We start from the raw sequence: 26,002 nt of genomic DNA on the forward strand, positions 1-26,002 counted from the left end.
ACGCGATGGTGCGATCATCTGCGCGATCGTGGATGGCTCACGGGACCAGGGGTAGGGCCGGGCCATGACCCAGCCGTTTGAACTGCCGCAGTTCTACATGCCGTACCCCGCCCGCCTGAACCCCCACCTGGACGAGGCGCGTACGCACACCCGCGGGTGGGCGCGCAGCATGGGGATGCTGGAGGGCTCCGGCGTCTGGGAGCAGGCCGATCTGGACGCCCACGACTACGCCCTGCTGTGCGCCTACACCCACCCGGACTGCGACGCGGACGCCCTGTCGTTGATCACCGACTGGTACGTCTGGGTCTTCTTCTTCGACGACCACTTCCTGGAGATGTTCAAGCGGACCCAGGACCGGACGGGCGGCAAGGCCCATCTGGACCGGCTGCCGATGTTCATGCCGATGGACCTGGCCACCCCCGTCCCGGAGCCGGCCAACCCGGTCGAGGCGGGCCTCGCCGACCTGTGGGCGCGCACGGTGCCCGCGATGTCGCCCGACTGGCGCGCACGGTTCGCCCGCAGCACCGAGAACCTGCTGAACGAATCGCTCTGGGAGCTGTCCAACATCAACGAGGGCCGGGTCGCCAACCCGGTCGAGTACATCGAGATGCGCCGCAAGGTGGGCGGCGCCCCCTGGTCCGCGGGCCTCGTCGAGTACGCCACGGCGGAGGTCCCGGCGTGCGTCGCGGGGGAGCGCCCGCTGCGGGTGCTGATGGAGACCTTCTCGGACGGCGTGCACCTGCGCAACGACCTCTTCTCCTACCAGCGCGAGGTCGAGGACGAGGGCGAGCTGAGCAACGGCGTGCTCGTCCTGGAGACGTTCTTCGGCTGCACCACCCAGCAGGCCGCCGACATGGTCAACGACATCCTCACCTCGCGGCTGCACCAGTTCGAGCACACCGCCCTCACCGAGGTGCCCGCGCTGGCCGCACTGAAGGGCCTCACCCCGGACGAGCTGGCCGCCGTCGCCGCGTACACCAAGGGCCTGCAGGACTGGCAGTCCGGCGGCCACGAGTGGCACCTGCGCTCCAGCCGGTACATGAACGAGGGCGCGCTCGCCGCCTCACCGCTCGGCGGCCCCAAGGGCCTCGGCACCGCCACCGCCGACGTCCGGAGCCTGCTGGCCGCGGTGGGCGCCGAGCGGCTGCGCCGCCACACCCACGTCCCGTTCCAGCGCGTCGGCCCCGAGGAACTCCCCGACTTCGGGATGCCGTTCACCCTCACCCTCAGCCCCCACCTGCCCGGCGCCCGGCTGCGGGTGGCGGACTGGTGCACCCGCATGGGCATCCTCAGCGAAGGAATCTGGGACGCCTACCGCCTGGACGCCTACGACCTCCCGCTGTGCGCCGCCGGCATCCACCCGGACGCCACCGAGGACGGGCTCGACCTCAGTTCCGCCTGGCTCGCCTGGGGCACCTACGGCGACGACTACTACCCGATCGTCTTCGGCGCCCGCCGCGACCTGGCCGGCGCGAAACTGTGCACCGAGCGGCTCTCGGCCTGCATGCCCGTCGACGGCGAGGACGTCCCGCCCCCGGCGAACGGCCTGGAGCGCGGCCTGGCCGACCTGTGGGCGCGCACCACGGCCGACATGACCCCCGACCAGCGCGGCACCCTGCGCGCCGCGATCGAGGTGATGACCGAGGCGTGGCTCTGGGAGCTGTCCAACCAGGCCCAGCACCGCATCCCCGACCCGGTGGACTACATCGAGATGCGTCGCGCCACCTTCGGATCCGACCTCACCATGAGCCTGTGCCGCCTCGGCCACGGCCCGGCGGTCCCCCCGGAGATCTACGCCACGGGACCGGTCCGCTCACTGGAGAACGCCGCGGCCGACTACGCCTGCCTCCTCAACGACATCGTCTCCTACCGCAAGGAGATCGAGTACGAGGGCGAGATCCACAACGCCATCCTGGTCGTGCAGAACTTCTTCGGCTGTGACCAGGCACGGGCGCGCGCCGTCGTGGCGGACCTGATGGTGCAGCGCATGCGGCAGTTCCAGCACGTCGCCGCCCATGAGTTCCCGGTGCTCTACGACGACTTCGGCCTCGACGACACGGCGCGCGCCGCCCTGGACGGCTATGTGAAGGAGCTGGAGAACTGGACGGCGGGCATCCTCAACTGGCACCTGGGGTGCCGCAGGTACACGGAGGCCGACCTCGCCCGCCGCCTGACCACACCGGTCCGCCCGGTCCTGACCCCTCCCGCGCCCGCCTTCCGGATCCCCCGTCCCGCCGCCTCCTGAGCCGGCGCGGGGACGGGGCCCGGCGTACCGGTCCGTGCCGGTGGTACCGGTACGTGCGCGTCCGCCGGGCCGGAGGGGAAAGTCCGGCGCGGCGGCGCGCCACCCGCCGCACCGGGAGCGCCGACGAGCCCGGTGCGGCGGGGGTCCTCTCAGGCGGCGCCGTGTACGGCCTGCCCGCCGGCGGCGCCCGCGGTCCCGGCGCCGGCCGCGTGGGCGGTGGCCGCACGGGCCAGGGCGCGCACGATCGGATGCGGGCGCGACCCGTCGCCGGACAGCTCCGGCTGGAAGAGGGTGGCCAGGAAGAACGGGTGGCCGGGCAGCTCCGCGATGCGCACCTGGCCCTCCTCGTCCGCGCCCGAGAACACCAGGCCGTGCCTTTCGAGCGTGCCGAGGTGCGAGACCGGGCCGTAGGCGCAGTGGTAGCGCTCGATCGACCGGTCGGCGCCCAGCACGGACTCCGCCAGCGTGCCGGACCGGATGGTGACGCTGCCCTCGTGGCCGACCAGCGAGCAGGCCAGCGGGGCGATCAGCAGGTCCTCGGCGTCGGGCTCGTACTCGCCGTTCGCCGCGCCCGTCAGCCCGCACACCGCACGGGCGTACTCCAGGAGGACGTGCTGGAAGCCCGCGCAGGTGCCGAGCAGGGGGATGCCCTCCGTGCGCGCCGTGCGGATCGCGGTGAGCGCCCCCGCCTCACTGCGGTACGGGCTGCCCGGCAGCACCCACACCGCGTCGAAGCCGGCCACCGCGCCCTCCGCCTCGGCGTCCTCGGTGGGCACCCAGTAGGCGTCGAGCACGATCCGGTCGCGGACGGCGAGCGCGTCCAGCAGCAGCGGGATCCGGGTGTGGGAGCGGACGTTCGGTGAGCGGTCGCCCACCAGGGCCAGCCGGGCGGGCCTGCGGGGTGCCTCCGGGGCGGCGGCGGGCGCCGTGGCGCGGGCGGTGGCCAGGGCGCCGGTCGTGAGGGCCGGGGCGGACGGGCCCGGGCCCGGGTTCTTCGTCGCATCGCTCATGGCCGCCATCGTCGGCCGCCCGGACAGTTCACGTCCAACGATGAAATCTGCACGGTCCATAAGCGTCCCTGATGGCATGAGGGGGCGGGCTCGGGGATGCTGGGGCCATGGACCCGCATCTGCTGCGCACCTACGTCACCGTGGCCCGGCTCGCGTCCTTCTCGGCGGCGGCCCGTGAACTCGGCTACACCCAGTCCGCGGTGTCCCAGCACATCGCCGCGCTGGAGCAGGACCTCGGGGTGCCCCTGCTCGGCCGCCGCCCGGTGGCCCCCACCCCGGCGGGCGAGCGGCTGCTCGAGCACGCCGGCGGGCTGCTGCTGCGGCTGGACGCGGCCCGCGCCGACGTGCTCCGGATGGCCGGCGCCCCGCAGCAGGAGCTCACCCTCGCCGCCACGCCCACCGCCCTGCGCGGCGGCACGCTCCGACTGCTGCCCCCCACCGGTGTGACGCTGCTGGTGCTGCCCCGGGAGGAGATCCCCGCCGTGGTCGCCACCGGCGCCGCCGACCTCGGCCTGGTGGACGGCCTCGTCGCGCCGAGCGACCCGCTGCGGCTGCCCGACGTCGCCCCGCTCACCGCGCGCGGCGCGGGCGAGGAGCCGGTCTGCGTCCTGCTGCCCGCCGGCCATCCGCTGGCCGGGCGCGCCGGCCTGCGGCTCGGCGACCTCGTCGACGCCCGCTGGCTGGACGCGCCCGGCACCGCCCTGCCGCTCGCCCAGCTGCGGGCCGCGCACGGCACCGCCGGCTTCCGCCCCGCCCTGCGGTACGAGGGCGGCGACCTGCGCACCCTCACCGACCTCGCCGCCGCCGGTCACGGCCTGGCCGTGCTGCCCCGCTCGGCCGCGCTGGACGCCCCCGGCACGGTCGCCGTCCCCCTGACGGACCCGCCGGTCGTGCACCGCACGGAACTGCTGCACGGCGCCGTGCCCCAGGGGCCCGCCCGTGCGCTGGCCGAGCGCATCGTGCGGGGGGCGGAGGGTTAGCGGCGGGGCATCCGGGTGCGCGGCAGGGCACGGGCGCAGCCCCGTACCGCACCGCCGTGCATCGGTACACACAGCCGGGCGCTAGGCGCCCGGCGGCCAAGCACCCTCGGCTCCCGGTACCGCGGATGCCCGCACCCGGAAAACGAGTGGCGGCCGCACCGCCCCCGGGCACACGATGAACCGCATGCTGCGTACCCTTGCCGCCTTCCTCGGAGCCTGTCTTCTGATCGCCGCCTCGCCGGGCCCGAGCACCGTGCTGATCATCAAGCACTCGCTGCAGAGCAGGCGCTCCGGATTCATGACGGTGCTGGGCAACGAGACGGGGGTGTTCATCTGGGGCGTGGTCGCCGCCTTGGGGCTGACCGCGCTGCTCGCCGCCTCCGAGCTCGCGTACGACATCATGCGCGTCGTCGGCGCCGTGGTCCTCATCGTCTTCGGCATACAGGCCCTGCGGCAGGCCCGGCGTCCGGGGTCCCTGGGCGTCGACGGGTCCGGGGCCGAACGGGTCAAGTCCGGCCCGGCCTCGTACCGGCACGGTCTGCTGCTGAACCTGGCCAATCCCAAGGTCGCCGTCTTCGCCATGTCGTTCCTGCCGCAGTTCGTGCCGTCCGGCGCCCCGCAGCTGCCCACGATGGTCGGCCTCGCCGCGCTGTGGGCGGTCTTCGAGGTCGGCTACTACGGCATGTACGTGTGGTTCGTGGGCCTGATGAGGACGGTGCTGTCGCGCACCGGCGTGCGCCGGCGGCTCGAACAGATATCCGGGGGGATTCTGCTGCTGTTGGGGGCGCGGCTCGCCCTGGAGGGGTGAGTCCGGGGACCGGACGGTGCGGTCTTTCGGGGCACCTGCCTGCTGTGGTCTCGTCGGCGGACGCCGGCCGGTGGAGGTGTTTGCGCGGTTCCCCGCGGCCCTTGGGGGCGAGCCCCGTGTGTTTCGTGTCCGGCTGTCGGTCGGTGGGGTGGTTGCGCGGTTCCCCGCGCCCCTCCGGGGTGGGGCGAGCCGCGTGTGGTTCGTGGCCGGCTGGTCGCCCGTGCGGGCTGGTCGCGTAGTTCCCCGCGCCCCTTCAAGGTGGGGGTCAGCCGGGCGTGGCTGCCGGGGGGCCGGCGTAGACGCCCTTCAGGATGCCCGTGGCCTGGCCCACCTCGATCAGGTAGCCGTCGGGGTCGCGCATGTAGCAGCGGAGTTCGGCCCTGCGGTCGATCGGCGCGGTGAGGAACTCGGCGCCCTTGGCGCTCCAGTCCTGGTAGCAGGCCTCGATGTCGGCCACCCGGAGGTTCAGGAAACTCGTCGCGGTCCTGGGATCGGCGGGCGGGTGCAGGGTGACGTCCGGCTTGTCCGGGGTGGGGCCGCCGCCCGGGTTCATGAGGATCCAGCCGTTGGCCAGCTTCACGATGCAGGGGTTCTCCTCGAGCACCACCTCGCCGCCGAGCACGTCCGCGTAGAACGCCCGCGAGCGGGCCACGTCGGACACCGTCAGGAAGTGGGTGAGCAGTATCCCGGCCTCCGGGGCCGGCAGATCCTCGCGACGCATGACGGACTCCCTCCGCGCTCGGCCCGGGTGGCGACGGCGGCGCCGGGCGCGTGCCGGGCGCGTGCCGGGCGCGTGCCGGGCGGATGACCGAGGGCCCCACGCCGGACGGCACGCCGGCGTACCGGGCTCCCCACCGCCATGGTGGGCGACGTCCGGGGCCCGCGAAACTCGATCACGGCGAGTGTGTCGTTTCACGCGGAGGCCGTGTGCCGCGGCGGTCCGGCCGTCCGCAGGTAGGGGGCGTGCAGGCGCGCCGGATGAGGAGCGGGCAGGCGCGCCGGAGCCGCTGCGAGGAGCGCCCGTGCATGGGCCGCTGCGCCGCGCCACCGGAGGCCCGTGTGCGCCCGGCCGGAACGCAGGGCCGGGTGCGTCGCCGCACGCAAAACGGTGGGCGGTGCGGGCCGCCGCACGGCAGGATGCCCCAGAGGCCCCGACGGCGGCGGTGCGCACGGCCGGCGGACGGCGACCGCAGCGTGGCTCCCGGGGCGCAGCGCACCCGGGGCGCCCGCAGCAGCTGACGACGCCTCACCCTGGAGGACCGATGACCGGACCCGGGCGCTCCGCCGCCCCCGCACCGTTCACCACCGACGACTACCGCGCCCGGATGGCGCGCGCCGTCCGGGCCGCCGCCGACGCGGGCCTGGCCGGGCTCCTGGTCGCGCCGGGCCCCGACCTCACCTGGCTGACCGGCTACCGGCCCACCGCCGCGACCGAACGGCTCACCCTGCTGGTGCTCGCCCCCGGCCAGGATCCCGTACTGGTCGTGCCGACGCTGGAGGCCGGCGACGCCGAGCGGGCCCCCGGCGCTCCCGCGCTCACCCTGCGGGACTGGACCGACGGCCAGGACCCCTACGCCGCCACCGTGCCCCTGCTGGCCGCCGGCGGCCGCTATGCCGTCAGCGACGACACGTGGGCCGTCCACCTGCTGGGCCTGGAGCGCCGGGTGCCCTCCGGCACCGGGTTCACCGCGCTCGGCGAGGCGCTGCCGATGCTGCGCGCGGTCAAGGACGCCGCCGAACTGGACCGCCTCGCCGCCGCGGGCGCCGCCGCCGACGCCGCCTACGAGCGGATCAAGGAGGTCCGCTTCGCGGGCCGCAGGGAGACCGACATCGCCGCCGACCTGGCGGCGCTGCTGCGTGAGTTCGGGCATGCGCAGGTCGACTTCACCGTGGTCGGCTCGGGTCCCAACGGCGCCGATCCGCACCACGAGGCGGACGACCGGGTGATCGCGGACGGCGACACGGTCGTCCTGGACTTCGGCGGCCTGATGCACGGCTACGGATCCGACACCACCCGCACCGTGCACGTGGGCGAGCCGACCGAGGAGGAGCGGCGGGTGCACGAGGTGGTGCGCGAGGCTCAGGAGCGTGCGGTGCGTGCCGTGCGGCCCGGCGCGGCCTGCCAGGACATCGACCGGGTGGCCCGGGAGACGATCACCGAGGCCGGTTACGGGCCCCGCTTCATCCACCGCACCGGCCACGGCATCGGCGTCACCACGCACGAGCCGCCGTACGTGATCGAGGGCGAGCGGCAGCCCCTCGTCCCGGGCATGTGCTTCTCGGTGGAGCCGGGCATCTACCTGCCTGGCCGCTTCGGTGTGCGCATCGAGGACATCGTGACCGTCACGGAGGACGGCGTGCGCCGCCTCAACACGACGTCGCGAGAGCTGGCGATCGTGGGGTGACCTGGGGCCTGCGGCCCCCCGGTCGGCGTGCCCCCCGGTCGGCGTGCCCCCGGGGGCGGCGTGCCCCGCCGGGGGGCTGCCGGGGATCGGCGGGGGCTGCCTGCCGGGGGTCGGGTTGTGCCGCGACGGGCCTTGAGCGATAGGGGCCGTCCCTCTGTGGCAGTGGCGGTGTGCGGGGCCGTCGTCGCCGGTCGCGCCCACGCGGCGGAGCCGCACAACGTCACAGCCCCGCGCCCCTTCGGGGCGCGTCCTCCAGCGGTGCCCCCCAGCGGTGGCTCCCGGCGGTGGCGACCAGCGTCGGGGGCGCCGTGAGCCTCAGTCATCGCGGGGCTCCCGGTCGCGGTGGCGGTGCAGGACGTTGTACGGGTACGGCAGTGGCCGCTCGCTCGCCTCCGTGAGCCGCCGCTCCTGCGCGTCCGTCAGCTCCCAGCCGACCGCGCCGAGGTTGTCCGTGAGCTGCTCCATGGAGCGGGCGCCGATGATCGGAGCGGTCACCCCGGACCGCCCCAGCAGCCACCGCAGGGCGACCTGGGCCGGGCTGCGGCCGGACTCCTCGGCGACCGCGAGGACCGCGTCGACCGCCCGCCACGTCTCCTCGTCGTCCCGGTCCCGCCAGGTCTCGCGGCCCTGGACGCGCTGGTGGTCGGCCTCACGTGACCCGGCCGGCGCCGAGGACATGCCGCGCCGGTACTTGCCGCTCAGCCAGCCGCCCTGCAGCGGGCTCCACGGGATCACCCCCACGCCCTCGGCGACGCACAGCGGCAGCAGCTCCCACTCGACGGAGCGCGCCAGGAGGTTGTACAGGGGTTGCAGGCAGACGTACGGCTCCCAGGAGTGCTGCCGGGCCGTGCAGAGGGCCTTCTGCAACTGCGTGGGGGAGACGTTGCTCGCCCCGATGTAGCGGACTTTGCCCGCCTTGACCAGGGTGTCCAGCGTGGACAGCGTCTCCTCGATCGGCGTGGTCGCGTCCCAGACGTGGGTCTGGTACAGGTCGATGTAGTCCGTGCCGAGCCGCCGCAGGCTCGCCTCCACCGCGGACAGGATGTGCCGCCGCGTCAGGCCCCCGGCGTTCGGGCCCTCGCCCATGGTGCCGAACACCTTGGTCGCGATCACCAGGTCGTCCCGCCTGCGGTCCTTCAGCCAGCGGCCCAGGACCTCCTCCGAGACGCCCTGCCCGTAGACGTCGGCCGTGTCGACGAAGGTGCCGCCCGCCGCCACGAAGGCGTCCAGCATCCGGTGGGACGTCGCCTCGTCTGCGGCGCTGCCGAACGTCATCGCCCCCATGCACAGCTCGCTGACCCGCAGCCCGGTGCTCCCGAGATATCGCTGCTCCATGCCGGTGTGGTGTCCTTCCGTCCGCTGGTCCCGGTTCTGCGCCGACCTCGGACACGTTAGGAGCTGACACGCGCAGGAGCGCGGCAACAGGAGCTGACACGCGCAGGAGCGCGGCAACCGCCGCGGGGGCCCTGCCTGTGTCGCCGGTGTGCGGCGTGGACCGCGGGGGGTGCACGGCGTGGACCGGGGGGGCGTGGACCGGGGGGCGGCGTGGACCGGGGGTGTGCACGGCGCGGATCGCGCGGTCCGGACGCCGCCCGGAGGGCGTCCTGCGCCCTCACGTCCCGGCCGGCCCCAGCACCGCGGCCGACTCGCCCGGCAGGCGCAGCAGCCCGTCGGGGCCGGGTGGCCGGGTGTCCGCGGGCCGCCAGGCCGCGAGGACGGTCCCGGCCCCGCGGCCCACCGGCACGTCCACCGGGCCGGGGCCCAGGTTCACGGCGGTGGTGATGTCGCCGCGCCGGACGGCGCACCACCGTGCCGTCTCGTCGTGGGCGACCTGGACGGCCGTCAGGTCCGGGTTCCGGAGGTCCGTGCCGGCGGACCGCAGGGCGATGAGCCGTCGGTACCAGGCGAGCACGCGCGCGTGCGGCTCGCCGCCCGGCTGCGACCAGTCCAGGCAGGAACGGCCCCGGGTGGCCGGGTCCTGCGGATCGGGGACGGCGCCGGAGCCCTCGTCGTCCCCCCAGCCGTGCGCGCCGAACTCGCGTCGCCTGCCCTTGCGCACCGCCTCGGCGATCAGCGGGTCCGTGTGGTCCGTGAAGTACTGCCAGGGGGTGGTGGCGCCCCACTCCTCGCCCATGAACAGCATCGGCGTGAACGGCGCGGTCAGCGTGAGCGCGGCGGCGCAGGCCAGCAGGCCGGGGGAGAGGGACGCCGCGAGCCGGTCGCCGCGGGCGCGGTTGCCGATCTGGTCGTGGTTCTGCGCATAGCCGAGCAGCCGGTGCCCGGCCAGCCGGGTGCGGTCCAGCGGCCTGCCGTGCCGGCGCCCGCGGAAGTCCGCGTACGTGCCGTCGTGGAAGAAGCCGTGCGTCAGGGTCTTCGCGAGCGCGGCGAGGGGCGCCGGGGCGAAGTCCGCGTAGTAGCCCTGGGACTCGCCCGTCAGCGCGCTGTGCAGCGCGTGGTGGAAGTCGTCGTTCCACTGCGCGTGCACGCCGAGGCCGCCCTCCGCGCGCGGGGTGATGACCCGGGGGTCGTTCGCGTCCGACTCGGCGATCAGGAACAGGGGCCTGCCGGTCGCCGCGGCCAGCCCGTCCACCGCCTCGGTCAGCTCCTCCAGGAACGGGTACGCGCGCGTGTCGCACAGCGTGTGCACCGCGTCCAGCCGCAGCCCGTCAAGACGGTAGTCGCGCAGCCAGGCGAGGGCGCTGCCGACGAGGTACGCGCGGACCTCGTCGGACCCGGGCGCGTCCAGATTGACGGCCGCGCCCCAGGGCGTGCGGTGGGCCTGAGTGAAGTAGGGGCCGAACGCGGGCAGATGGTTCCCTGACGGGCCGAGGTGGTTGTGCACGACGTCGAGCACCACGCCCAGCCCGTGGCCGTGCGCCGCGTCGACGAAGCGCTTCAGCGCCGCGGGGCCGCCGTAGGGCTCGTGCACGGCCCACGGTGCGATGCCGTCGTAGCCCCAGCCGTGCCGCCCCGGGAACGGGCACAGGGGCATCAGCTCGGCATGCGTGACCCCGAGGTCGGCGAGGTGCCCGAGGCGGGCGGCGGCCGCGTCCAGGGTGCCCTCGGGCGTGAACGTGCCCACGTGCAGCTCGTACAGCACCGCCCCCGAAAGGCCCCGGCCCGCCCACGGCGTGCGCCAGGCGTACCGCGTGTGGTCGACGACGGCGCTCAGCCCATCGGGCCCGTCGGGCTGACGGCGCGAGCGCGGATCGGGCCGCACCGGGCCGTCGTCCAGGCGGAAGCCGTAGCGTGTGCCGTCCGCCGCGCCGGCCTCGGTCGTCCACCACCCCGGGCGGTCTGGATCGCGCTCCATCGCGCGCGTGCCTTCCGCAAGCTGGAGGGCGACCCGTTCGGCCGCGGGCGCCCAGACCTCGAACTGCACGGACGGCTCCCCTCGTCGGCGGGCCCGGCCGCCGCGGCGCGGCCGGTGCCCGGCGGGTGACGGCCTGCCGCGGCCGGTGCCGCGGTGACCACGGGGACGCGGCGGCGCGGCTCGGGACGGCGCCGGACCGCCCCGCGTCCATGGTGCGGCACACCGCCGCCCGCCGCCGTCGATTCATGAGATGTCCCTCTACGGGTGGACAACCGGGGTGCGCCGTGTGTCGGCGGACGGTGACGGGGCCGTCGCAGCTTCGCACCAGCCGGCTGCCGAGGGCGCGGCTCTCCTTCCGTATGCCCAGGTCAGTGCGGTACCGGAGGTCCGGTGCGCGGGGCGCGGACCGGCTGGACAGGCCGGTTGGGGTGACCGACAATCAGCTCTGTGCCGTCGCCTCCCGAGCCCGAGCTGAATCCTGTGCGGCTGTCCGACGCCGAGCGGGAGAGGACGCTGCTCGTCCTCCGGGAGGCCGCCGCCGAGGGAAAGCTCTCCTACGACACGTTCCTGCAGCGCATGGAGCGTGCCCTGGCCGCACGCCACGCCCCGGAGCTCGCCGCGCTCACCGCCGACCTGCGCACCGAGGGCCGCTGGTCGCGTATGGTCTTCGGCTCCGTGAGCGCCCTGTCCGGCTTCACCGGGCGGCTGCGCACCGCCTGGCGGGCCGAGCGGCTGCCGAAGCTGCTGCTTCCGGTGCCGACCGATTCCCGGCCGCTGCGCATAGGCCGCGATCCCAGGAACGGCCTGCGGCTCAGCCATGAGACGGTCTCCCTGTCACACGCCGAGCTGAGCCGGCAGGGCGACGTCTGGGTCCTGCGCGACCTGGGCTCCACCAACGGCACCGTCGTCAACGGCCGACGGGTGGTCGGCGCGGTCGTCGTCCGCGACGGCGACCAGGTGAGCTTCGGCCAGATGGCCTTCCGCCTGTCATCACACTGAGCCCCGCTGCTCGCCGGCACCTTCCCGGCGCGGGGGCGTCCCGGCGAGGGGCGCGGGGAACTGCGCGCACCACCACGACGATGCGCGCGGGCCGTCACCGTGCTGACGGGGCAGCCACAGCCGCGCTTGACGGGGCAGCCACTGCCGCGCTTGACGGGGCAGCCTCTGCCGCGCCGGGGCCGCCGGCCGGTGGGGGCGGATCGCGCGACTCCGGGGCACCGCCCGGAAACGGCGCACACCCCGCCTCACACGGTGACCCGCGCGTGCCGCGCCGCCTCGACGACCGTACGGGCCTGGTGCGCGACCTGGTCGTCCAGCGGCACCCAGCGAGCCCGGAACCGCTCCGCGAAGGAAGCGCACCAGGACGTGACGAGTCTTTCCAACCGGGGTGCCGCCCTGTCTCCCGACTCCTCCAGCACCCTCAGCAGCATGGCCGCCGCCCGCAGCGGCAGCCGCCGTCCGAAGGCGTCGATGCTGCCGACCGACGCCATCGTGGCCCCCGGGGGCGGCGGCCGCTCCCAGTCCTCGGCCAGGCCGGGCACCAGCCCCAGCGCCCAGCGCGCCGCACGCAACAGCGGCCCCTCGGCCTCCGGCAGCCTGGGCCGGGCCTCGGCGAGGATCTCCTCCACCCGCAGCGTGTCCTGACGCAGCCGCACCGCGATGCGGCGCAGTTCCCTGGCAGGTGCCGGGTGCGGCGCCTCGTCGTCGACGAGGTCGCTCGCCCACATCGGGACCTCCACGATCGCCGTCAGGCCCCCGTACCGGTGCGCATGGTGCCACGTGCTCATCCGGGCGTCGTCGGGCAGGCTGGGGAAGACGGCGTCCACGCCGGGCTCCGGCATCACGTGCACCCCCGGTCCCGAGGACGGCCACCCGGCGGCGTCCGAGGCGCCCGTCTCCACCGGGATGTGCAGTTCCGCCGCCGACTTCGCGAAGGGCTCGGCGAGTCCGGGGATGTCCCTGGTGAGCTGCACCCAGCTGCCGCCCAGATCGGTGCCGTGCAGGGACACCTGGAGGTACGGCCGCAACTCGTCGATGACACCGGTGAGCGCCCTGGTCTCGGGCGGCAGCCGGTCCGGCGGCAGCACCGACGGGGACCACTCCGGCTGCTCGGGGCCCGCCGGGCGGAAGAACCGCCGGTGGTAGTCGAGCAGCGTGCGGGGCGCGGGCGTGCGGTGCAGCGCGGCGCCGTCCGGGTCCGCGCAGAGCAGGAAGTGCCAGGCGGTGCCCGCGCGCAACTCGTCGTCCTCCAGGGCCCGCTCGGCGAGGTGGAGCAGGGTGGAACCGCCGGCGGGCTCGTTGGCGTGCGCCCCCGCGACCACCAGCACCGCGCGCGGCGCATGGCCTATGGACAGCAGATGCAGGGGCCGCCCGGCCCGTGAGGCACCGACCTGCCGCAGCCGGACGAGATCCGGGCGGCGGGCCACCAGCGTCCGTGCGGACGAGATCAGTTCGGGCACGGTGGGATAGCGCTGCTCCATCAGGCGACTCACCCCCACAGGCCATCCTGAAGGTGCGCACCCGCAGTACTTCATGCCGCGCTGCGGCGTGTCAAGGCGTGGGAAGGCATGGCCCAGTGTTGCCGGAGTCCTTGCCTCGCCAGAGCTGGAAACGTTTCTTCTGGGGCATCTGATACCGCCTCGGAAATGCCTCGACGAGCTCGCGGACCGGACCTGGGCCCGAGTGGACCGGACCTGGGCCCGCGGACCGCCCGCCGGCCCGCGCCCGTCAGTGGTCCGTCGCGCAAGATGACCGCACTGGTCCGGAAGCAGGCGCTCGTGCCTTCTCGGCAACCGGACTCACGCCTCCCCCGCCCGTTCCAGCAGGGCCACCGGAGCCGTGCCGAACAGATCCGCCAAAAGGGTGGGCCCGGTGAACTCCCGGCCGGGGGTGAGCAGGTCGCGCCAGCGGCCGTCGGGCAGGGCGAGGCGGGTGTCGCGCCAGCCGCCGGCCTCCGCGAGGCGCAGGGAGAGCCGGGTCACGGCCGTCAGGACCGTGCCGGAGCGCAGGAAGGCCAGGCAGTGGGCGGCGGCCGGGCCGGTCGCCTCCAGCGGGCGGTAGGACCCCGTGGCGCCGAACAGGGCCGGGCGGCGGGCGCGCAGCCGCAGGGCGGTCGCCGTCAGCGCGGCCTTCTCGGCGGAGAGGGCATCGAGCGTGGGGAGGGCGGGGACGGTTGCCGGGAGGCTTGCGGCTTCTTGGATGCGCGCGGTCTCCGGGACCTGCGCGGTCTCCGGGGCATGGGCGGTCTCCGGGACCTGCGCGGTCTCCGGGGCATGGGCGGTCTCCGGGACCTGCGGGGTATCAGAGGCCTGGGCGGTCGCAGGGATGTGCGCGGTCTCCGGGACGTGTGCGGCCTGGGAACCGGCGGCGTCCTGGCCGCGTTGTCCGCCGGGGCCGGGGCCGGGGCCGGGGCCGGGGCCGGGGCCGGGGCCGGGGGCCGTGGGGAAGCGGGCCGGGCCGCGGTTGTCGGGGTCGACCAGGGCCCGGTAGTCGTGTTCCGTGCCCTGGTAGAGGTCCGGCACGCCCGGCATCGTCAGGTGCAGCAGGGCGGCGGCCAGGACGCGGGCCCGGACGTGGGGCCGCAGGGCGGCGGCGAAGCGGGCCACCAGACCGTGCCCGGCGCCGCAGGGGCCGGTCGCGGCGAAGTCGGCCACCGCCTTCTCGTACGCCTCGTCGGGCGCGGTCCAGCCGGTGCGCAGGCCCGCCTCGCGCACGTGCTTGAGCAGCGCGTCCTGTATGCGGCCGGTCTCCGGGGCGCCGGGGCCCGTCAGTGCCACGGCGGTCTGCCAGGCCGCCCACGCCGGGCCCGCGTCCGGGGCGGCCGTGCCGTGCGCGGCGGACGTGAGCGCCGCCGCCTCGGCCAGCAGTGCCGCGAACCGCTCCGGGCACTCTGTGAGCACCGCGATCCTCGCGCGTGCGTCCGCGCTGCGCTTGGTGTCGTGCGTGGACAGCACGGTGCCGGTCAGCGGCCAGTCGCGCTGCACGCGCGCGCAGTGCGCGTGGAAGGCCGCCGGCGGCACCGCGGGCAGGCCCGGGTCGCCGCCCACCTCGGCCGCCGACAGCAGCGGTACGTACCGGTAGAACGCCGTGTCCTCCACGGCCTTGGCGCGCAGCGCGGACGCGGTCTGCGCGAACCGCGCCCGGACCTCCGCACGGTCAGGTCCCTCTCCGAGCCGGCCCAGCGCCAGGTCCCGCACCACGTCCACGGCCGCCGCCTCCTGAGGCACCGCGAAGGCGCGCTTGGCGTCCTCGGCGGCCTCCAGCGACAGCACACGCCCGGCGTCCGTGTCGGCGTAGGGGCGGTACACGGGCAGCCGGACCAGCAGCTCGCGGACGGCGGTGCGCAGTGCCCAGGGAGCGTGGTCGCGCAACGTGGGGTCCGCGGCGCAGACGCGGGCGCACGCGCGCGTGAGGCGGTCCACCTCGGACACCAGCTCCTCGTCGACGACCCGGTACGCGGCGCGCCGCACCGTGGCGGCCCAGTCGCCGCCCAGCTCCGCGGGCTGCGCCGCGAACCCCCGGTACAGGCCGAGCAGCTCCGCGGTGCCCGCCGGGTCCGTGAGGACGCCGTCCACCTGCCGCAGGGCGTCGTAGCCGGTGGTGCCCGCGACCGGCCAGGCGGCGGGCAGCCGCTCCCCGTCCGCGAGGATCTTCTCCACGACCGTCCAGCGCCCCCCGGTCGCCTTGTGCAGCCGCCGCAGGTAGCCCCCGGGGTCGGCGAGCCCGTCCGGGTGGTCGACGCGCAGGCCGTCCACCACGCCGTCCGCGAGCAGGCCGAGCACCGTGGCGTGCGTCAGCCGGAACACCTCCGGATCCTCCACACGCAGCCCGATCAGCTCGGAGACGGTGAAGAAGCGCCGGTAGTTCAGCTCGGTCCTGGCCAGCCGCCACCAGCACGGCCGGTACCACTGGGCGTCCAGCAGCCGAGGCAGCGGCAGGTGCTCGGTGCCCTCGCGGAGCGGGAGGACGTGGTCGCCGTAGCGGAGCGTGGGACCGCCGTCCGCGGCGCCGTCCCAGGCCGGGCCCGGCCCCGGGGAGCCGGCTCCGGAGCCGCTCCCCGCGGCACCGCGCGGCCCGGCGGGCGCGGGGCCCACCACCCGCAGCCGGTCCAGCTCCTGCCCGAGCGGCCCGGCCAGCAGCGGAAGCAGCACCTGCCCGTCCCCGGCCTGCCAGTCGATGTCGAACCAGCGCCCGTACGGTGAGCCGGGGCCGTCCCTGAGCACCTCCCAGAGCGCGCGGTTGTACCGCGGCACGGCCGCCATGTGGTTCGGCACGATGTCCACGACCAGCCCGAGGCCGTGCTCACGCGCCGTGCGCGCCAACGCCCGCAGGCCTTCCTCGCCGCCGAGTTCGCCCCGCACGCGCGCGTGGTCGACGACGTCGTAGCCGTGCGCCGACCCGGGCACGGCCTCGAGCACCGGCGACAGGTGCAGGTGGGAGACGCCCAGGCCGGCCAGGTACGGCACGGCGGCCGCGGCGGCCCGGAACGGAAACGAGGGCTGGATCTGGAGACGGTACGTGGCGGTGGGCACCCGCCCCGGGGGCCCGGCGGACACAGGGGTCATGCGCACGTAGCTACCCCACCCCGGGACCGCGCGCCCGTCGGGTGAGCCGCGCGGGTGGCGCTGCTCGCGCCGGAGCCGTGCCCGGGAGGGACGCGGGGACGGCGGGAGTAGTCCACTACGGGCTGGTGCCCGGGGATGGCCGTGGCCGCGCTGATCGCGGCGGGGCGGCGTCTGAAGGGGTGTGGGGGGCTGCGGGGGTAGTCCCGCTACGGGCGGGTGGCTGGGGTTGGTGGTGGCTGCTCTGATCGCGGCGGGGCGGCGTCTGAAGGGGTGCGGGGACGGCGGGAGTAGTCCGCTACCGGGCCGGTGCCCGGGGATGGCCGTGGCCGCGCTGATCGCGGCGGAGCCGCGCCTGAAGGGGCGCGGGGAACTGCGCGAGCAGCCCACCACCGGCCGGCGGCCGGGGACGGTGAGGACCGCCCCTCCGCCTCCCGCACAACCACCCGCACAACCCCCGCACCGCACTCCGCGGCCCTCGCAGGCCCCTGCGGCCCCCGCGGCAGGCCCGGCGCAGCCGGCCCCCGGTGCACCCGGCCCGGGTGCACCGCTCGGTCCGCCGGGACAGCCCCCGAAGCGGCCCGCCCCCTCAGGCGGGCCGCTGGAGCACCGTCAGGCTGCGGTCGACCAGGGCCAGGCGGTCGCCGGCCTTCACCTTGGGCCCGGTGCCGGGCGGGACGCCGTCCGAGCGTGCCGTGTCGACGACCACCTCCCACTGGTGTCCGTGGTTGACCGGCACGACGAACTCGAGGGGGCCCGGTGAGGCGTTGAACATCAGCAGGAAGGAGTCGTCCCGGATCCGCTCCCCGCGCGGCCCCGGCTCGGAGATGGCGTTCCCGTTGAGGAACACGGTCAGGGCGCTGGCCTGCGCCGCGCTCCAGTCCCGCCGTTTCATCTCCTCGCCCTCCGGGGTGAACCAGGCGATGTCCGAGAGCTCGTCATGGGTGCCCTGGACGGGCCGGCCGTGGAAGAACCTGCGCCTGCGGAAGACCGGGTGGTCGCGGCGGAGCCAGACCATCGCCCGGGTGAACGCCAGCCGCCGCTCCCGGGTCTCCGGGTCGCCGTCCTCCCAGGGCACCCAGGTCAGCTCGCTGTCCTGGCAGTAGGCGTTGTTGTTGCCACGCTGCGTCCGGGCGAACTCGTCACCGTGGCTGAGCATCGGCACGCCCTGCGAGAGCATCAGCGTCGCGACGAAGTTCCGCATCTGGCGCTCCCGCAGCTCCCGCACGGCGGGATCGTCGGTCTCGCCCTCCATCCCGCAGTTCCAGGACCGGTTGTGGCTCTCGCCGTCCCGGTTGTCCTCGCCGTTCGCCTCGTTGTGCTTCTGGTCGTACGCCACCAGGTCGTGCAGGGTGAAGCCGTCGTGGCAGGTGACGAAGTTGATGGAGGCCAGCGGGCGCCGGCCGTCGTCCTGGTAGAGGTCGGAGGAGCCGGTCAGCCGGGAGGCGAACTCCGCGAGGGTGCGCGGCTCGCCCCGCCACAGGTCGCGCACCGTGTCGCGGTACTTGCCGTTCCACTCGGTCCACAGCGGCGGGAAATTGCCCACCTGGTAGCCGCCCTCGCCGACGTCCCAGGGCTCCGCGATCAGCTTGACCTGCGAGACCACCGGATCCTGCTGGACCAGGTCGAAGAACGACGACAGCCGGTCCACCTCGTGGAACTGCCGCGCCAGGGTCGCCGCCAGGTCGAACCGGAAGCCGTCCACATGCATCTCGGTGACCCAGTAGCGCAGCGAGTCCATGATCAGCTGGAGCACGTGCGGCGAGCGCATCAGCAGGGAGTTCCCGGTGCCCGTGGTGTCCATGTAGTACCGCGGGTCCTCAGTGAGCCGGTAGTACGAGGGGTTGTCCAGGCCCCGGAACGAGAGGGTCGGCCCCAGGTGGTTGCCCTCGGCCGTGTGGTTGTAGACCACGTCCAGGATGACCTCGATGCCGGCCTGGTGCAGCGAGCGGACCGCCGACTTGAACTCCAGCACCTGCTGGCCGCGGTCGCCCCAGGAGGCGTAGGCGTTGTGCGGGGCGAAGAAGCCGATCGTGTTGTAGCCCCAGTAGTTGTTGAGGCCCATCTCCACCAGCCGGTGGTCGTTGACGAACTGGTGTACGGGCATCAGCTCCAGTGCCGTCACGCCCAGCTCCGTGAGGTGCTCCAGGATCGCGGGGTGCGTCAGGGCGGCGTAGGTGCCGCGCAGCTCCTCCGGCAGCGCGGGGTGCAGCATCGTCAGGCCCTTCACATGGGCCTCGTAGATCACCGTGCGGTGGTACGCGGTGCGCGGCGGGCGGTCGTCGCCCCAGTCGAAGTAGGGATTGACGACCACCGACGTCATGGTGTGCGGTGCGGAGTCCAGGTCGTTGCGCTGCTCCGGCGCGCCGAACGGATAGTCGTACACCTCCTCGCCCCAGGAGATCTGCCCGCTGATCGCACGCGCGTACGGGTCGAGCAGCAGCTTCGCCGGGTTGCACCTGAGGCCGCGCTCCGGTGCGAACGGCCCGTGCACCCGGAAGCCGTACCGCTGCCCCGGCATGATCCCGGGCAGGTACGCGTGCCGCACGAAGGCGTCCGTCTCGCGCAGCTCCACCGCCGTCTCCGTGCCGTCGTCGGCCAGCAGACACAGCTCGACACGCTGGGCGGCCTCGGAGAAGACCGCGAAATTGGTCCCGGCGCCGTCGTACGTGGCACCGAGGGGGTATGCCTGTCCAGGCCACACCTGCATGGATACGAGCCCTCCGCTCTAGGCCCGCTGGGGACCATTGCGCCCAGAGTCTCCCTGAAAGTGGTCAAACGTCCAGGAATTCCGCCGCTCAGGCGGCACGACCACCCATCCGCACACGGCAGAGGGCGCGGAATCATACGTTTCGGCGACGGCGCGGGGCCCTCGCGACCGCACGGGACGGCGCGGGCGCCGGCCCGGGGGCGCGGACCGGACCTCCGGGCACCATGATCGGCGAGCGCCGAAACCGGTCTCGGGGGCCTCTGCCGGCGGGCGACGATCCGTTCACGGCGGGGGAGCCGTCCGGGCCGGGCTTGGGGCGGGTCCGGCCCGGGTCCGGCCCGGGTCTGGCCCGGGTCTGGTGCGGGCTCGGCCCGGGTCTGGTGCGGGCTCGACGCGAGTGCGAAGTGAGCTCGGAACGTGAAGGAAAACGACCAGAAAGACAACAAGACGATCACTCCGTCGGCACCCCCGGATCGTCGCCGCGCACCCCGCCCCGCCACGGCCCCCCGGGGCGTCTCACCCGCCCCACGGGGGGACTACAGTGAGGACCGCTCACTCGGTCCCGGGCCCTCCATGGGAACGGCCACGCCGAGGGCGGGAGTTGAGAAAACAGGGTGCACTTCCGGCTGCACCGCCCGCCGCTCGCGGAGTACCCTTCCTTGATCGTTGAACGGGGCGGGGCTCGGGGGAGCGGAAGGCGGTGCACGGGTGAGCTCGGGAGGGCTGGAGCTGCCCCCTGGTGAGGACGGTCACGAGGGGAGCTCCACGGACGTCCCCCCCGCCGGTGTGTCCCTCGCCCGGCCGGTCGAGATGGGCGCCCAGATCGGGCCCGAGCTGGACTGGGGGGCCGACGCCTGGAGCGAGGTCCGCACCCGCGCCCAGCGCGCCGGCCGCGCGTACATCTGGCTGAACCTGGTCGAGCAGCGGCTGCGCGCCGTCGTCGCCGCCGTGCTGCGCCCCATCTACGAACCCGTGCACGGCGAGGAGGACTGGGTCGTCGCGGCCGCCGGGCCCGCCGGACAGGAGTGGGTGCAGCGGGCCGTCGCGGTGCGCGAGGTCAGCCGCCGCAAGGGGTACCTGCTGGACCCCGCCGACGACAATGTCGTCAGCTTCCTGACGCTGCCGCAGCTCCGCGAGCTGATGGTCCAGCACTGGCCCTGCTTCGAGCCGTACGTGGACGACCGCCGCGACGTGGAGCTCGCGCTCGACGAGCTGGAGGTCGCCCGGAACGTCGTCTCTCGCAACCGCGCCCTGTCCGAGACGGTCCTCGCCCAGGCCGAGCGCGCCTCCGCCCGGCTGCTGGAGATCCTGGGCGCCGGCTCCGACCTGCCCTCGGCGCGCCGGCTGCCGGTCGACGCCGTCGAGGACCTGGTGGGCGACCGGTACGCGGACGTCGTCGGGGTGCACCCGGACCGGGTGCGGCTGCTGCGGCAGTTCCCCGCGGAGGACATCTTCGGCGGGGCGCGCCGTGTCGACGCCATCGGCATAGGCCTGAACCTCCTGGTCCAGAACTTCTCCGGGCGCCGGATGATGCGCCTCGCGGAGTCAGGCTGCCGGGTGCGGCTGCTCTTCCTCAACCCCGCGAGCAGCGCCATCAAGCGCCGGGAGCGCGAACTCTCCCTCAAGCGGGGCGAGCTGAGCCGGTCCGTGGAGATGAACATCCTGCACACCCGGCGGGTGCGGGCCCGGCTGCGCGACCCGGGCGCCTTCGAGATCCACGTCTTCGACGAGACGCCCCGCTTCACGGCCTACCTGGTCGACGGCGACGGCGCGGACGGCGTGGCCGTGGTCCAGTCGTACCTGCGCGGCAGCCGCGGCATGGAGACCCCCGTCTTCGTGCTGCGCGGCGGCGGGCGGCTGGTGAAGCCCGGGGAGAGCGGGGATGTGCCGGAGGGCAGCCTGTTCGCGACCTACCGCGAGGAGTTCGAGCAGGCCTGGTCCGACTCCCGGCCGGTGTCCTGACCGGCCGCTGGGGCCGGGTGTGGTGGCGACGACGGTGACATATGACGGGCGCCGAGCCCCCGGGCCGGTCACCGGGCGCGGGTCACCGGGTGCAAGCGGAAGGTCGTCCTCCGATTGTCAGTGGGTCGTGCGAGGGTGAGATCACTCGGGGACGCACCGCATCGGGGCGTGCCGGGGGTCCGTGCGTGCCGTGCCGGTGCGCCGCCCGCGGCAGCACGCCCGTCGCCGTGGGCGGCCGCCGGGCCGGGGCGGATGGCCGCCCCGCGGGTGAGGGGCACTGTCGGGGACACGGAGGGGGACGCATGGCCTGGCACACGGAGCTGCTGATCGGCTTCGACCTGGAGACGACGGGGACGGACCCGGCTGAGGCCCGGATCGTCACGGGCGCGGTGATCGAGATGCGCGGCGGCCGGCCGCTGGGCCGCAGGGAGTGGCTGGCCGACCCGGGCGTCCCCATCCCGCCGGACGCCACGGCCGTGCACGGCATCAGCGATGCGCGTGCGGCCACCGGCCGCCCCGCCGCCCAGGTCGCCGACGCGATGGCGGGAGCGCTCGCCGACGCCTGGCGGACCGGCGTTCCGGTCGTCGCGTACAACGCCTCGTTCGACCTGACACTGCTCGCCGCGGAGCTGCGCCGGTACGGCCTGCCGTCGCTGCGGGACCGGCTCGGCGGCGCCGACCCGGCCCCGGTCATCGACCCGTACACCATCGACCGCACCGTGGACCGCTACCGTCCGGGCAAGCGCACCCTCGAAGCGGTCTGCGCGGAGTACGGCGTGGTGCTGGAGGGCGCGCATGACGCGGCGGCCGACGCGCTGGCCGCGGCGCGCCTCGCCTGCGCGATAGCCGTCCGGCACGCCAAGGTCGCCGGGCTGTCCGCGGCGGAGCTGCACCGGCGGCAGATCCGGTGGTCGGCGCACCGGGCCGCGGACTTCCAGGCGTACCTGCGGCGTCAGGGTGACGCCTCGGCGGTGATAGACGGCCGGTGGCCGCTCCGGGAACTCCCGGACCCGGTGGCCTGACCCGCCCCGCCGGCCCTCCGGCACTCAGCCGGGCATCGGCGGGCGGCACGCCGTGGCCCGGCCCTCCGGGGGCAGCAGGGCTGAGCCGGGTCGCGGACCGCCGGTCAGGCAGTACGCGGTTGCTCGCCGCTGCGGCGGAATGGGGGAACCAGACCTGGGGCCCACCCATGTGCGCGTGCCCGTGTCCGCGGGCCCGCCGACCCCCACGGCCCACCGATGTCGGCGGGTCCCTGATGCCGGCGGGTCCACGGCTTCCCGCGCCCACCTTTGTCCGCCGCGGCGGCGAGAAGCCGGACGGCGCTGCTCGGCGGTGCCGAACCGGCCCTGGCCGGGGGGTGAGTGAGGTGTGCGGCTTGTGACGGTCGGGGTCCATCCGTATCCGCCGCGACGGCGAGAAGCCCGACGGCGCTGCTCGGCGGTGCCGAACCGGCCCTGGCCGGGGCACCGAACGCGCCGACAGGAGTGCCGACCGTGCAGGCCGGGCAGCGCCCCGCGGCCCTCGGATGGGTGCCGGGCGCCCCGCACACGGGAGGGGGCCGGTGCATGGGAGGGGCTCATGCACCGGGGAAGGGGTCCGCGCACGGGAGGGGGCCCCGCACACGGGAGGGGCCCCACGCACGGGCGCCCCGCACACAGGCGCGCCCCCGCACCGGCTCAGTCGCCCGCCGACCGGAGCCACACCGTCGTGTCGGGCGGCAGCTTGCTGCCCACCATGTCGCTGCTGGCCAGCACCACATCCCCCGCCGGCAGCGGCACGGACCGTGCCGAGAGATTCGTCAGACACCGCCAACCGGAGGAGCGAGCGAAGTGCAGGACGTCGTCCGGCGCCGGAAGCCACGTCAGGCTCTCGTCGCCCAGCAGCTTGCGGCGCAGCCGCAGCGCCGCGCGGTACAGCTCCAGCGTCGAGCCCTCGACGCCGTCCTGCGCCTCGACCGACAGCGGCCCGAAGACCGCCGGCTGCGGCAGCCACGCACCCCCGGGCCCGAAGCCGTAGGACGCCCCCGAGCGGGTCCACGGCAGCGGCACCCGGCAGCCGTCGCGGCCCTTGCGGGTGCGTCCGGACTGTTCCCACACCGGGTCCTGCAGCACGTCAGCGGGCAGGTCCGCGACCTCGGGCAGCCCCAGCTCCTCCCCCTGGTAGAGGTACGAGGAGCCGGGCAGCGCCAGCATCAGCAGGGTCGCCGCCCGCGCCCGGCGCCGCCCCAGCGCGGGGTCCGGCATCGGCTCGGTGCCGTCCGACAGCAGCCACGCCCCCAGGTCCGTGCCGGGCGGCAGCGCGAGGCGGGAGGCGTGCCGCACCACGTCGTGGTTGGAGAGCACCCAGGTCGCGGAGGCGCCCGCCGCCTGCGCGGTCGCAAGCGAGGTGGTGATCACCTCCCGCAGCCTCTCCGTCGACCAGTCCGTCTCCAGGTACTCGAAGTTGAAGGCCTGCCCCAGCTCGTCGGCCCGGGTGTACAGCACCCGGCGGGCGTTCTTCACCCAGGCCTCGGCGACCGCCATCCGCGGCGGCGTGTAGGAGTCGAAGACCTTCCGCCAGTCCCGGTAGATGTCGTGCACCTCGTCCCGGTCGTAGAACGGGTGCGTGCCGTCCGGCACCTCGTTCTGCTGCCCCCGGTGCTGGTCGGGGCCGAGGTCGCGGAGCGGCTCGGACAGGTCCTTCGCCAGCCCGTGGGCGACGTCGATGCGGAAGCCGTCGACCCCGCGGTCGGACCAGAAGCGCAGGGTGGTGCGGAAGTCGGCCCGCACCTCCTCGTTGCCCCAGTTGAAGTCGGGCTGTTCGGGCGCGAAGAGATGGAGGTACCACTGCCCGTCCGGCACCCGCTGCCAGGCGCTGCCGCCGAAGTTGGCCTGCCAGTCGGTCGGCGGCAGCTCCCCCCGGCTGCCGCGCCCGTCCCGGAAGACATACCGGTCCCTGGCCGGCGAGCCCGGCCCCGCGGCCAGCGCCTCCTGGAACCAGACGTGCCGGTCCGAGGAGTGGTTGGGCACGATGTCGATGACGACCTTGACGCCCAGCCGGTGCGCCTCGGCGACCATCGTGTCGAAGTCGTCCAGCGAGCCGAGCCGGGGATCGACGTTCCGGTAGTCCGCGACGTCATACCCGCCGTCCTTCAGCTCGGACGGGTAGAACGGGCTCAGCCACAGCGCGTCCACGCCGAGCGTCGCCAGGTGACCGAGGCGCGCGGTGATGCCGGGGAGGTCGCCGAGCCCGTCCCCGTCGGAGTCGGCGAAGCTGCGCGGGTACACCTGGTAGACGACGGCCTGCCGCCACCAGTCGGGATCCTGGGAGGACATGTCCGGCGAGGCGTGCTCGGTCACAGGGACTCCTTCGCGGTGAGCCCGGTGGCGACCGCGGTCGCACCGGGGCCGGCGGCCGTCCGGGATCTGCGGCATGGCGGCATGGCAGGGCGCTCCAGGGCAGAAGATGACGGCTCGCGATATGACAACGCTTGCACGCTAAGGACGTGCCAAGCGGGGTGTCAATGGATGAGTCGGACCAAGAAGGCGTCCGGAGACATCTCCCACGCCCATGAGGCGGCCGGGGGGAGAGCTGGTATACGACAACCGCGTATGCCGCCACCTGCCGTGCCCCGGTCAACGCGCCGGGAGGGGGGCGCGGGCGAGGGCGGGCACGGCACGGGCGGGGGCACCGGTACTCCTGAGACAGCGCTGTCACGACGGCGCCCCGCAGAGCGCCACGGTGTGTTACTTTCCCGCCATGCCGCCCGCTCAGCGCCATCCGACCATGGCCGATGTGGCCCAGCGCGCCGGAGTCTCCGTCTCCACCGTCTCGCGCACCCTGCGCGGCCTGCCCACCGTCTCGCCGGACGCCCGGCGCCGGGTGGAGGAGGCGGCCCGGGAGCTGTCGTTCGTGATCTCCCGTCAGGCCTCCGGCCTGGTCACCGGGAAGACCGGCGCGGTGGCGGTGCTGGTGCCCACGCTGAAGTCCTGGTTCGTCGGCGCGGCGCTCTCCGGCCTCGGCGCCGCGCTCCGCGGCACCGGTCTCGACCTGCTGGTGTACAGCGTCTCCGACATGGCGGACCGTGCCGCGTTCTTCGACCGACTCCCGGCCCGGCGCAACGCCGACGCGCTCCTCGTGGTCTCCTTCGACCTCACCGCGCAGGAGAGCGCCCGGCTCGACGACCTCGGCATGCCCATCGTGTACGTCAGCCAGCAGGCGCCGGGCCGCGCCAGCGTCTACGTCGACGATGTCGCGGGCGCCCGGGCCGGCGTACGGCACCTGGTCAACCTGGGCCACCGGCGGATCGCGTACGTGCACGCCGCGCGCGGCCCGTCCGGGTTCTCGTTCAGCTCCGAGCGGCGGTTCCTCGGCTACCGGGAGGCGCTCGCCGAGGCGGGCGTCGAGGTGGACGGGCACCTGGTGGTGGACGTTCTCGCGAGCGGCAGGCGCGGTGCCGAGGAGGCGGTGGGCGGGCTGCTCGGCCTGCGCGAGCCGCCCACCGCGATCTTCGCGGAGATAGACCAGGTCGCCATCGAGGTGATGGGGGTGCTGCGCAGCGCGGGCCTCGACGTGCCGGGGCGGATCTCGGTGCTCGGCTTCGACGACCACGAGATGGCCGAGTGGATGCAGCTCTCCACCATCGCCCAGCCCGCGGAGGACATCGGCCGCACCGCCGGGGAGTTGGCCCGCTCACTCATCGACGACCCCGCTGCGGACCCGGTCCGGCACTGCGTCCTGCCCACCCGCCTCATCCCGCGCGCCAGCACGGCGCCCCTGCGGACCCCGCACCCCGCCTCACACCCGGGTCCCGCCCCGCACTCCGATCCCGCCCCGGCCTCCCGGCCCGCCCCGGACGAACGGTCCCGTCCGGACACCTCGGCGCAGGCCGCGGACTGACGCCCCGCCGGATCGCCCGAAGCCCAGCCCGGGGGCACGGCCTGCCCCAGCCCGCCCGCCCCTGCGCCGTGGCCTGCGCCCGGCCGGCCGTGCGACACGCCGGGACCGGTGCACGCCGGGGCCCCGGATG

Annotated in this window: 16 protein-coding genes; 8 read left to right on the forward strand and 8 right to left on the reverse strand. The window is 74.8% G+C overall.

Annotated features, from left to right (window positions below; genetic code table 11):
• Positions 1–64: 64 nt before the first annotated feature.
• Positions 65–2,245 (forward strand): germacradienol/geosmin synthase Cyc2, encoded by a 2,181-nt coding sequence (gene cyc2, locus ACSMXW_RS29585; RefSeq protein ID WP_485800830.1) that lies wholly within the window; start codon positions 65–67, stop codon positions 2,243–2,245.
• A gap of 149 nt (positions 2,246–2,394) precedes the next feature.
• Here cyc2 and ACSMXW_RS29590 read toward each other — a convergent pair whose 3' ends face one another.
• A complete protein-coding gene (locus tag ACSMXW_RS29590) occupies positions 2,395–3,255 on the reverse strand; it encodes a CTP synthase C-terminal region-related (seleno)protein (RefSeq protein ID WP_485800832.1) in 861 nt (286 codons plus the stop codon).
• Positions 3,256–3,362: 107 nt separating this feature from the next.
• On the opposite strand from ACSMXW_RS29590, the gene ACSMXW_RS29595 reads away from it, so the two are divergent.
• Together ACSMXW_RS29595 and ACSMXW_RS29600 are read left to right on the forward strand one after the other, a co-directional pair.
• Entirely contained in the window at positions 3,363–4,235 is an 873-nt protein-coding gene (locus tag ACSMXW_RS29595) for a LysR family transcriptional regulator (RefSeq protein WP_485800834.1), read from the forward strand.
• 184 nt (positions 4,236–4,419) lie between these two features.
• The gene (locus ACSMXW_RS29600; protein ID WP_485800835.1) at positions 4,420–5,043 is read left to right on the forward strand and encodes a LysE family translocator; all 624 of its coding nucleotides are present in this window, start codon (positions 4,420–4,422) and stop codon (positions 5,041–5,043) included.
• 265 nt (positions 5,044–5,308) lie between these two features.
• Here the strand turns inward: ACSMXW_RS29600 and ACSMXW_RS29605 are convergent, their stop codons facing one another.
• Positions 5,309–5,764, reverse strand: coding sequence for a VOC family protein (locus ACSMXW_RS29605; protein ID WP_485800837.1), 456 nt, complete (start codon positions 5,762–5,764; stop codon positions 5,309–5,311).
• Positions 5,765–6,305: 541 nt separating this feature from the next.
• On the opposite strand from ACSMXW_RS29605, the gene ACSMXW_RS29610 reads away from it, so the two are divergent.
• Positions 6,306–7,448, forward strand: a complete 1,143-nt coding sequence (locus ACSMXW_RS29610; RefSeq protein WP_485800839.1) for a M24 family metallopeptidase — start codon at positions 6,306–6,308, stop codon at positions 7,446–7,448.
• A 315-nt stretch (positions 7,449–7,763) separates the two neighbouring features.
• On the opposite strand, the gene ACSMXW_RS29615 is transcribed toward ACSMXW_RS29610, so the two are convergent.
• Together ACSMXW_RS29615 and treZ are read right to left on the reverse strand one after the other, a co-directional pair.
• Entirely contained in the window at positions 7,764–8,783 is a 1,020-nt protein-coding gene (locus tag ACSMXW_RS29615; protein ID WP_485800841.1) for an aldo/keto reductase, read from the reverse strand.
• 277 nt (positions 8,784–9,060) lie between these two features.
• Positions 9,061–10,830, reverse strand: a complete 1,770-nt coding sequence (gene treZ, locus ACSMXW_RS29620; RefSeq protein WP_485800843.1) for a malto-oligosyltrehalose trehalohydrolase — start codon at positions 10,828–10,830, stop codon at positions 9,061–9,063.
• Between the two features lie 378 nt (positions 10,831–11,208).
• Here treZ and ACSMXW_RS29625 point away from each other — a divergent pair, with 378 nt between their 5' ends.
• Complete coding sequence (locus ACSMXW_RS29625) at positions 11,209–11,760, forward strand: FHA domain-containing protein (RefSeq protein ID WP_485800845.1); 552 nt, start codon at positions 11,209–11,211, stop codon at positions 11,758–11,760.
• A gap of 245 nt (positions 11,761–12,005) precedes the next feature.
• Here ACSMXW_RS29625 and ACSMXW_RS29630 read toward each other — a convergent pair whose 3' ends face one another.
• The 3 genes from ACSMXW_RS29630 to glgX all read right to left on the reverse strand — a co-directional run bounded on the left by ACSMXW_RS29630 (position 12,006) and on the right by glgX (position 19,032).
• Positions 12,006–13,253 (reverse strand): M14 family zinc carboxypeptidase, encoded by a 1,248-nt coding sequence (locus ACSMXW_RS29630; protein WP_485800847.1) that lies wholly within the window; start codon positions 13,251–13,253, stop codon positions 12,006–12,008.
• Positions 13,254–13,559: 306 nt separating this feature from the next.
• Positions 13,560–16,325, reverse strand: a complete 2,766-nt coding sequence (gene treY, locus ACSMXW_RS29635; protein WP_485800849.1) for a malto-oligosyltrehalose synthase — start codon at positions 16,323–16,325, stop codon at positions 13,560–13,562.
• A 586-nt stretch (positions 16,326–16,911) separates the two neighbouring features.
• Positions 16,912–19,032 (reverse strand): glycogen debranching protein GlgX, encoded by a 2,121-nt coding sequence (gene glgX / locus ACSMXW_RS29640; protein ID WP_485800850.1) that lies wholly within the window; start codon positions 19,030–19,032, stop codon positions 16,912–16,914.
• A 708-nt stretch (positions 19,033–19,740) separates the two neighbouring features.
• On the opposite strand from glgX, the gene ACSMXW_RS29645 reads away from it, so the two are divergent.
• A complete protein-coding gene (locus ACSMXW_RS29645; RefSeq protein WP_485800852.1) occupies positions 19,741–20,994 on the forward strand; it encodes an SAV2148 family HEPN domain-containing protein in 1,254 nt (417 codons plus the stop codon).
• A 302-nt stretch (positions 20,995–21,296) separates the two neighbouring features.
• The gene (locus tag ACSMXW_RS29650; protein ID WP_485800854.1) at positions 21,297–22,016 is read left to right on the forward strand and encodes an exonuclease domain-containing protein; all 720 of its coding nucleotides are present in this window, start codon (positions 21,297–21,299) and stop codon (positions 22,014–22,016) included.
• A 654-nt stretch (positions 22,017–22,670) separates the two neighbouring features.
• Here the strand turns inward: ACSMXW_RS29650 and ACSMXW_RS29655 are convergent.
• Positions 22,671–24,308, reverse strand: a complete 1,638-nt coding sequence (locus ACSMXW_RS29655; RefSeq protein ID WP_485808392.1) for a glycoside hydrolase family 13 protein — start codon at positions 24,306–24,308, stop codon at positions 22,671–22,673.
• Between the two features lie 424 nt (positions 24,309–24,732).
• On the opposite strand from ACSMXW_RS29655, the gene ACSMXW_RS29660 reads away from it, so the two are divergent.
• Positions 24,733–25,872: a LacI family DNA-binding transcriptional regulator gene (locus tag ACSMXW_RS29660; RefSeq protein WP_485800856.1), complete on the forward strand. Its 1,140-nt coding sequence runs from the start codon at positions 24,733–24,735 to the stop codon at positions 25,870–25,872.
• Positions 25,873–26,002 lie beyond the last annotated feature (130 nt).

It is taken from the genome of Streptomyces sp. DSM 116793 (assembly GCF_057320905.1).

Excerpts from the sequence above, each read along its gene's own strand:
- cyc2 (WP_485800830.1), top strand. The coding sequence starts at position 65 with ATGACCCAGCCGTTTGAACTGCCGCAGTTCTACATGCCGTACCCCGCC.
- ACSMXW_RS29590 (WP_485800832.1), bottom strand. The coding sequence starts at position 3,255 with ATGAGCGATGCGACGAAGAACCCGGGCCCGGGCCCGTCCGCCCCGGCC.
- ACSMXW_RS29595 (WP_485800834.1), top strand. The coding sequence starts at position 3,363 with ATGGACCCGCATCTGCTGCGCACCTACGTCACCGTGGCCCGGCTCGCG.
- ACSMXW_RS29600 (WP_485800835.1), top strand. The coding sequence starts at position 4,420 with ATGCTGCGTACCCTTGCCGCCTTCCTCGGAGCCTGTCTTCTGATCGCC.
- ACSMXW_RS29605 (WP_485800837.1), bottom strand. The coding sequence starts at position 5,764 with ATGCGTCGCGAGGATCTGCCGGCCCCGGAGGCCGGGATACTGCTCACC.
- ACSMXW_RS29610 (WP_485800839.1), top strand. The coding sequence starts at position 6,306 with ATGACCGGACCCGGGCGCTCCGCCGCCCCCGCACCGTTCACCACCGAC.
- ACSMXW_RS29615 (WP_485800841.1), bottom strand. The coding sequence starts at position 8,783 with ATGGAGCAGCGATATCTCGGGAGCACCGGGCTGCGGGTCAGCGAGCTG.
- treY (WP_485800849.1), bottom strand. The coding sequence starts at position 16,325 with ATGACCCCTGTGTCCGCCGGGCCCCCGGGGCGGGTGCCCACCGCCACG.
- glgX (WP_485800850.1), bottom strand. The coding sequence starts at position 19,032 with ATGCAGGTGTGGCCTGGACAGGCATACCCCCTCGGTGCCACGTACGAC.
- ACSMXW_RS29650 (WP_485800854.1), top strand. The coding sequence starts at position 21,297 with ATGGCCTGGCACACGGAGCTGCTGATCGGCTTCGACCTGGAGACGACG.
- ACSMXW_RS29655 (WP_485808392.1), bottom strand. The coding sequence starts at position 24,308 with ATGTCCTCCCAGGATCCCGACTGGTGGCGGCAGGCCGTCGTCTACCAG.
- ACSMXW_RS29660 (WP_485800856.1), top strand. The coding sequence starts at position 24,733 with ATGCCGCCCGCTCAGCGCCATCCGACCATGGCCGATGTGGCCCAGCGC.